We start from the raw sequence: 7,964 nt of genomic DNA, 5'->3' as shown, positions 1-7,964 counted from the left end.
GGCCTCGGCAAGACGGTCACCCTCATCGCCCTCCATCTCCACCGGCGGGAGCACCTGCCGAACGGAACTCCTGTACATCGTCTTGCCGACCGTCACGGCCGTGACGGAGTGACGGTGGCGCGCGATGTCTGCGGAGGCACGGCCTGCATTCGTCCAGGCGCTCCGGCCGACTGCGACACCGCAGATCACGGCCAGCAGGCAGGCCAGCATGAAGACGGCGTGCAGACGGGCTCGGGTGCGGTCGGCATCGCGCCTCAGCGGATTGCCCCCCGAACCCTGTGTGCGCTGGTGCATGACGCTCCTCCGTCCTGCCTGCGGGCCGGACCGCCCGCTCAGGCGGCGAGTTCGGCACTGATGTGGTGGGCCCAGCTCCGAATCCGCTCGGGGTTGCGGAAGTCGCCGCCCTTGCCCTGGCGGACCAGCGCCCTGGCGAGGAACCCCGGGGTCCGGGCCGTGATGCTGCCGCCGAAGGTCATGTGCTCGCGCGCCCCGATCAGTTGCATCTGCCGGGCTACGGCGGCGACCGGCGCGATGGCGTGCTCCTCGGCCGAGCGGTCGAGTGGGCCGCTGCTGAACAGCCACACCGGCCGGTGCCTGAGTGAGTCCGCGTTGCGTTCCGCGCAGAGCTTGGACTCGCTGCTCCAGTGCCCCGCGTAGAGAGCACCTCCGAGGACGACGGCGTCGTAGGCGCGGACGTCCTGGACTTCGTCGGCGGGCAGGACGACGGCGTCCAGACCGTCCTCACGGAGGGTCTTGCCGATCTGCTCGGCGATGCCGGCGGTGGCACCGTGTTTGGTGCCGTAGGCGACCAGAACGCGCTTGGTGCTCATGACGGGCTCCTTGGCTGCTCGATGAGGGTCTGCAGTCACTGTCACGCAGGCGGCGGCACGGCCACAGGGGCCGGACGACCCCGCCGAGGGCCGTTCGGTCCCCTACTGCTTCGGCAAGCGAAACCACCTCTCCTGGCCTGCGGGAACGCTCTCCCGCCGGTCTCCGGGCAGCACGAGGGGTACGGGGCCCAGGGGCGACGGCGGAACCCTGATCCCGATCCGGCCGGGCCGGAAGCTGATGCGGATGTCGCGGTGTCCGAGGTAGCAGACCGAGAAGGAGGAGGCCGGCACCTCCGAGAGCGGTACCGGGTCGACGTGCAGGCCGTCGGTGCCGGGATCGAGGCCGACTACGCCGCGCTCGACGAGATCGAGCGTGCCGCCCATGGCCCCGAGGTGGATTCCCTCCCCCGTGGTACCGCCCTGGACGTCGGTGATGTCGCCGATCAGCGCCTCCTGGCAGTACCGCCACGCGCCCTCGCCCTGCTGCCGGGCGAGGACCCATCCGTGGACGAGGCTGCTGAGCGTCGAGCCGTGGCAGGTGCGCCGCAGGTAGTACGTCATCGTCCGCCGCCAGAGCTCGTCGTCCAGGCGGTGGCCGAGGCGGGAGAAGAGGCCGGAGAGTTCCGCGGGGCGGAAGAGGTAGCCGAGCATGAGGGTGTCGGCCTGCTTGGACGCCTGGTAGCGGTTGGGTGTGTCCCCTTCTGCCTCCAGGATCCGATCGAGGCGGCGGATGTCGTGGTAGCGGGCCCGGTAGGCGTCCCAGTCCAGCTCCGCGAGGTCGCCGTAGCCGTGGAACTGGCTGATCACGTCGCGGTGGAACGGCACGTACAGGCGGTGCGAGACGTCTTCCCAGTCGTGGAGTTCGTCGGCTCCGATGTCCAGTTGGGTACGGAGCTCGGCGCGTCTGGCCGCGGGCAGCGTTCCGTACAGCTCGAGCGCGCGGGCGAGCACCCATGCTGCCGTGACGTTGGTGTACGCGTTGTCGTCGATGCCGGGTGCGGCGGCCTCCGGATAGGCGTCGTGGTACTCGTCGGGGCCGACGACGCCCCGGATGCGGTACCGGCCGAGGCCGGTGTCCCAGGTCGCGGCGCCGGCCCAGAAGCGGGCGATGTGCAGGAGGAGTTCGGCGCCGGGACCGTGCATGAATCCGGTGTCGCCGGTGGCCTGGCCGTACCGCCACACGTTCCAGGCGATGGCCGAGCCCACGTGGTGCTGGAGGTGGGAATGGTCGGCCAGCCAGCGGCCCGAGCGCGGGTTGAGGTGCAGCCGCTGCGTCTCCTCGGCTCCCGAACTGCCGCTCTGCCAGGGGAACATCGCACCCCTCGCCCCGGCCCGCCGGGCGGCTTGCCGTGCCGCGGGCAGCCGCCGGTGCCGGTACATCAGCAGGGCCCGCGCCGTCTCGGGGAAGTGGAGGGCGAGGTAGGGCAGGACGAAGAGCTCGTCCCAGAAGACGTGGCCCCGGTACGCCTCACCGTGGAGGCCCCGCGCCGGCACGCCCGCGTCGAGTTCCGCCGTGTGCGGCGAGAGGGTCTGCAGGAGGTGGAAGGCGTGGAGACGCAGGACCCGTCCGGTCTCGCCCGGTGCCTTCACCTCGCCCTCGTTCCACAGCCGTTGCCACGCCGCGGTATGGGACGCGAGCAGGGTGGAGAAGTCCGGAGCCTGTCCGGCGTGCTCGACGCTGCTTCTCACGGGATCGTCCCAGGGGCGGTCGAGCGAGCTGAACAGGGCCGCGGTCTTCACGATCACGGCCGGCTCCGCGCGCTTGATCGGCAGGACGAACGTCTGCCGGGCCGTGGTGGGCGTGCAGGCCCTCCCGACGGGCGCCAGAGGCCGTGCCCGGGTGCGAACGGCGAGCCCGATCCGCAGGCGCGAGGCGGCTGTGGTGCAGGCCAGCCAGGCCGTGCCCTCCGCCTCCACGCCGGCCCGGTGCTCCACGAGGTGCCGGCCGGCGAGCGCACGGTAGCGGTCCACGCCCGCGTTGACGATGTCTCCGTCGAGCACGGACTGGATCTCGATCCCGCCGTGCCAGCCGTAGGCGGTGAAGACGGAGCGCTGCGAGGCCAGATGCGGGTCACCGAGGTGGACGAGGCGCGTGTGAGTGACACCCAGGCGGCGGCCTTCGGCGTCCCGGAAGAGCATGCGGCGGGTGAGGGTTCCCGCTTGCGGATCCAGTGAGACCCGGCAGTGGCGCAGGGTGGGGTGGTCCGGGGTGAGCCAGTCCCCGGGAGGTGCGCCGTCGGGCCGGCAGCGGTAGCGCAGCGCGGTCCAGTCCGGCAGACGGACCATGTCCTCGTTCGCGATCTCTCGCCCGGCGACGGTCGAGGTGAGCCGGTCGTAGCAGCCGGCGAGGTACGTGGCCGGGTAGTGGACTTCGTCGGCGACGCTCTCGGGGGCTGAACCCCGTGTGGCGAAGCGGCCGTTGCCGAGGGTGCACAGGGACTCCACCAGCCGCTCGGTCTTGGGGTCGTAGCGGTGGTATTCCCAGCGCCAGGGGGCGTTCATCGGAGTCGGCCGTCTTCAAGGGCCGCCGGCAGGCCGGAGAGACCGGAGAGCACGAGATGGGCGCCGTGCGCGAGCAGTTCCTCGTTCGCGTGTGCGTCGCCGTCCCGGTCGAGGCCCACGACCAGGTGGAACCGTCCCCGACGCCCGGCTTCCACGCCGGCGAGGGCGTCTTCCACGACGGCGGTCCGCTCCGGAGCCGCGCCGAGGCGGTCGGCGGCTTCGAGGAAGAGCGCGGGGTCGGGTTTTCCCGGAAGGGCCAGTGCGGCGGCGTCCCGACCGTCCACGAGGGCGTCGAAGTGGACGTCGAGACCTGTGGCCCCCAGGAGGAGGCGGGCATGCCGTGAGGCGGAAACGGCCGCGCACCTGACGCCCATCCCCCGAAGTCGCTCGAGCGTGGGCCGGACATCCTCGAAGACGTCTACGCCATGGGTCCGGAGCGCCTCGGAGAAGAGCCGATCCTTTCGGGCTGCGACCGCGTGGACGGTGGCGCACCCCGGCGGATCCTGTGGCGTCCCGGCAGGCAGGTCGATGTCCCGTGCGGCGAGGAACGCGCGCACGCCGTCGAGGCGGGACCTGCCGTCGACCAGATCTCGGTAGTCGCGTACGGCATCGAACGGTCGTGGTGGTCCGTCGGTGGAGGACGGCTGCCATGCGGCGAGGCAGCCGTCGAAGGTCGTCTTCCAGGCGGCCGCGTGGCGGTCCGCCGTGGCGAGGAGTACGCCGTCCGTGTCGAAGACGACCGCGTCCACTGCGCTCATGACCCGTGCGCCAGGCGTCGGCCGGTGAGCCGGACGGGGGTGAGCTTCATCCAGTGGGTGCGCGGACCGCCGGCCCAGGGCAGGGACCGGGCCGTAGCCGTCAGGTGCCGTATCCCTTCGGGGTCCGTCACCGCTTCGAGTTCGCCCACGGCCAGCACGCTCCATCCGCCGGCGGTGACGTCGTCGATGTTGTCGATCTCGAAGGCCGCCTCCGTGCCGGCCGCCTTCGCCACGAGGGCTTCCACGGCGGTACGGAACGCGATGTCCGGTCCTGCGATCAGGTAGTTGACCGGGAGGACGGCCGGCCCTTCGGAGGTGAAGACGGCGATGCGTCCCACTCCGTGCGTGCCGAGCAGCGTTCGGCAGTCGTCCTCCTCCAGCGACACGACCGTGGTGTCCCGGCGGGCGGTGGAACGACCTCGGACTCGGTCGGCGTTGGCGCCGGTCAGGTCGTCGACCGTGATGCCGAGAGCATGGGCGATGTGCGCGAGGGTGCCGATGGCGGGCGAGGCCGTGTGCTCCTCGAGGTAGGCGATGAAGTTGCCGTCGACTCCGCATTTCCGGCCCAGTTCTTCACGGCTGAGGCCGAGGGCTGTGCGGCGGGCCACCATGCGGCGGCCGAGGTCGGTACGTCCGGCCGTCTTCTCGCCGGGCTGCTGGAGGCGGGTGCTCGGTGTGCTCTTCACGATGTTCACTGCTCCCGGGGCGGTACGGCGACCGTGTCGTGCCGGGGTCCGCCGAGCACGACCTTGAGGGCTCCGGTCTCACCGGCGCGGGAGAAGACGTCGTACGCCTCTTCCATCTGGTCGAGCTCGAAGCGGTGGGTGACCATCGCGGCCCCGGGCAGCCGCCCTGCGGCCATCATGCGCAGCAGCATGGGCGTGGAGTGGGTGTCGACCAGACCGGTGGTGATGGTGACGTCCTTGATCCAGAGGTCTTCCAGGTGCAGCGTGGCGGGCTTCCCGTGGACGCCGATGTTGGCGACGTGTCCGCCGGGGCGGACCATGCGGGTGCACATCTCGAACGCCTCGGGCACGCCGACGGCCTCGATGACCACGTCTGCGCCGAGACCGTCGGTGAGGTCCTCGACCAGCCGCTCGGGCTCTTCGTCCGCGCTCGCGGTGGCATCGGCGCCGAGGTCGCGCGCGGCGGCGAGCCGGGAGGCGGCGAGGTCGACGGCGATGATCCGCCCGGGGCTGTAGAGCTGCGCGGTGGCGATGGCGGCCAGTCCGACGGGTCCGGCGCCGACCACGACGACGGTGTCGCCGGGGCGCACGTTGCCGTTGAGTACGCCGACCTCGTAGGAGGTCGGGAAGATGTCGGCGAGCAGTACGGCGTCGTGGCCGGCCAGGGCGCTGGGCAGGGGGTGGACGGAGAGGTCGGCGAAGGGGACGCGTACGTATTCGGCCTGGGTGCCGTCGATGGTGTGGCCCAGGACCCAGCCGCCTCCTCCGCGACACTGGCCGTAGCGGCCCTCGCGGCAGAAGCGACAGCGGCCGCAGGCGGAGATGCAGGAGATGAGCACGCGGTCGCCGGGGCGGACGCTGCGTACGTCACCGCCGATTTCGACGACGGTTCCGACGGCCTCGTGGCCGAGGATCCGGCCGGGCGTCACTTCGGGCACGTCGCCCTTGATGATGTGCAGGTCGGTTCCACAGATGGTGACGGCGTCCACCCGGATGATCGCGTCGGCGGCGTCCTTGATCGCGGGATCCGGAACGTCCTGCCAGGAGGTCTGCCCGGGGCCTTGGAAGACGAGTGCCTTCATGACTGCGGCCTCTCTGCTGCGCGGGAAGGGGTCACCACCAGGCTGTGCCCACGGGGCTCCGTCGCGCTTGGGCCGGTCGGCCCCTCCTCGGGGACCAGTGGGGTCCCTCCACCGCGTCGTGGTGGGTGGGACGGTGGCGACGCCGTGGTCATCGGCGGATTCGCCGCCGAGGTCACCCGCGCCCGCGGACACCGACCGGATCGACCACGGGCTGGGCTGGACGGCCGTCGTGCCCCAATCCGGCGAGGCCGTCCTGGTCCGCCGAAACCGGTGAACGGACGGGCCCGTGATGTGCCCCGAACGGCCCTCCCGGACCCCGCGGGCCCGGCGCGAGCCTGAGAGCGAAGCACCGGAGGCGGACATGAGCCGTCATTCCACCCGCGCCCGCATCCTCGACCCGTTCGCCCCTGCGGCAGGGTCCGTCCGCTCGCCCACACCCGCTGAGGAACGCGCCATGACCTCCACCCCGTACACCGTCCACGACGTCATGACGAAGCCCGTCGTCACGGTCACCCCCGCCACCGAATTCAAGGAGATCGTCGCCGCCATGGAGCGGTGGAAGGTCAGCGCCGTCGCCGTCATCGAAGGCGAAGGCATCGTCGTCGGCGTGGTCTCCGAAGCCGACCTGCTGCCCAAGGAGGAGTTCCACGAACACCGCCCCGGCGTCATCGAGCAGATGCGACGCCTCGGCGACAGCGGAAAGGCCGGCTCGGTCATCGCGGAGGAACTCATGACCAGCCCCGCCGTGACCGTCCGCCCCGACGCCACGCTCCCCCAGGCCGCCCGCCTCATGGCCGAACGGCACATCAAGCGCCTCCCGGTCGTCGACGCCGACGGCACCATCATGGGCATCGTCAGCCGCGCCGACCTCCTCAAGGTCTTCCTGCGCTCCGACGACGAACTCGCCGCGGAGATCGACCACGAGGTCGTCGAGCAACTTTTCCCCGTGTCGCGGAGAACCGTCAAGGTCGATGTCACGCACGGAATCGTCACCCTCACCGGCCGGGTACGCGACGCGCACCGCATCCCGCTGGCCGCGCGCCTCGCTCAGGCCGTCGAGGGGGTCGTCAGCGTGCGCAACCACCTGGAAGCACTTCCGTACGCCCCGGTTCACGAGGCCTGAGGGGCCGGCTCCTGCCGCGACCAGGAGGGCTCCGCCGGCCCACGACAGCGGTCCTGGGCCGCCTGGTCTCGGCGGCCCCGGATCCTCGGCTCCGTTACAGGAGCCAGCGGTTGCGCCGGACCAGGGGCAGGCTCTGCCAGAAGGAACCCAGTCCCCAGGTGCGCCCGGCGCCGACCACCGCCAGCATGACCAGGACGGCCGCGTACAGGACGTGATAGTCCATCAGCGGGTTCGTCGACATGCTGAGGCCGCCGTCCGAGAGGTGCCGGGCCGGAGGCCACTCCGCGGCCCACATGAGCGCCATCATCGCGGTGCCCGCACCGGCCGCGACCCGCAGGGCGACGCCGCTCGCCAAGGCGATGCCGATGCCGAGAAGCCCCAGCATGAAGGCCCAGTCGGCCCAGGCGGCTCCCGCCCAGGAGTGGAAGGTCTCCTCCAGCGGACCGGCGGAGACATGGCTCAGGAAGCCCTTGGTGGGAGACCCTCCGTCGATCCACCCCTTACCGGCCGGGGTCGCGTATCCCCAGCCGAACGCCTTGTCACCGAAGGCCCACAGGAACGTGAACGAGGTCAGCAGACGGGTCGTTGCCGCGACGCGCGCGACGGTCACGGGTGCGGCGAGAACCTCGGCCGCACTGTCGGACGGAACTGCGGCCGAGGTGGTGTTCCGCCATCCCGCGAAACGCATACCCGGCTGACGGTGCTGGTGGTGAGCCATGGCTGGAAGCCTTTCCTCACGGCAGGCCGTGCGCCTGCCCACCGCCAATGTGCCTGCGCGGCGGGCGGGGGCCACGGGGGCGAACGGCCCGCACCTGATGGCCAAACGTCCCTGGGAGCAAGTCAGTTCGACGCAGCCTCGCGACACGGGCTCATCGGCCGCGGCCGAACGGAGCGGGGTCCTCGATCCGGTCCCGGCCTCCCCCGGAGACGTAGCCGTCGATGGCGAGGCCGTCGCCGGTGGCAGCGTCGTCACCCGGCCCGAG

Annotated in this window: 7 protein-coding genes and 1 pseudogene; 1 reads left to right on the top strand and 7 read right to left on the bottom strand. The window is 71.5% G+C overall.

Annotated elements, in window-relative coordinates:
• From ACWGDE_RS15645 to ACWGDE_RS15620, 6 genes and pseudogenes are all read right to left on the bottom strand, one after another.
• Window positions 1-294: pseudogene (locus ACWGDE_RS15645) on the bottom strand (hypothetical protein); the annotation flags it as partial.
• A 38-nt stretch (window positions 295-332) separates the two neighbouring features.
• Entirely contained in the window at window positions 333-830 is a 498-nt protein-coding gene (locus ACWGDE_RS15640) for a flavodoxin domain-containing protein (protein WP_453389527.1), read from the bottom strand.
• Window positions 831-932: 102 nt separating this feature from the next.
• Window positions 933-3,332: a glycoside hydrolase family 65 protein gene (locus tag ACWGDE_RS15635; protein ID WP_453389526.1), complete on the bottom strand. Its 2,400-nt coding sequence runs from the start codon at window positions 3,330-3,332 to the stop codon at window positions 933-935.
• On the bottom strand, window positions 3,329-4,090 hold the full coding sequence (locus tag ACWGDE_RS15630; protein WP_453389525.1) for an HAD family hydrolase: 762 nt from the start codon (window positions 4,088-4,090) through the stop codon (window positions 3,329-3,331). Before ACWGDE_RS15630 ends, ACWGDE_RS15635 begins: the two co-directional genes overlap by 4 nt.
• On the bottom strand, window positions 4,087-4,776 hold the full coding sequence (locus ACWGDE_RS15625) for a helix-turn-helix domain-containing protein (protein WP_453389524.1): 690 nt from the start codon (window positions 4,774-4,776) through the stop codon (window positions 4,087-4,089). Before ACWGDE_RS15625 ends, ACWGDE_RS15630 begins: the two co-directional genes overlap by 4 nt.
• Before the next feature lie 5 nt (window positions 4,777-4,781).
• Entirely contained in the window at window positions 4,782-5,858 is a 1,077-nt protein-coding gene (locus ACWGDE_RS15620) for an alcohol dehydrogenase catalytic domain-containing protein (RefSeq protein ID WP_453389523.1), read from the bottom strand.
• 454 nt (window positions 5,859-6,312) lie between these two features.
• On the opposite strand from ACWGDE_RS15620, the gene ACWGDE_RS15615 reads away from it, so the two are divergent.
• Window positions 6,313-6,981, top strand: a complete 669-nt coding sequence (locus ACWGDE_RS15615; RefSeq protein ID WP_453389545.1) for a CBS domain-containing protein — start codon at window positions 6,313-6,315, stop codon at window positions 6,979-6,981.
• 94 nt (window positions 6,982-7,075) lie between these two features.
• Here ACWGDE_RS15615 and ACWGDE_RS15610 read toward each other — a convergent pair whose 3' ends face one another.
• Entirely contained in the window at window positions 7,076-7,699 is a 624-nt protein-coding gene (locus ACWGDE_RS15610) for a hypothetical protein (RefSeq protein WP_453389522.1), read from the bottom strand.
• Window positions 7,700-7,964 lie beyond the last annotated feature (265 nt).

It is taken from the genome of Streptomyces sp. NPDC054956, assembly GCF_053609185.1.
Note: the sequence above shows the minus strand (reverse complement) of the source record. Positions and strands in the feature narration are given on the sequence as shown.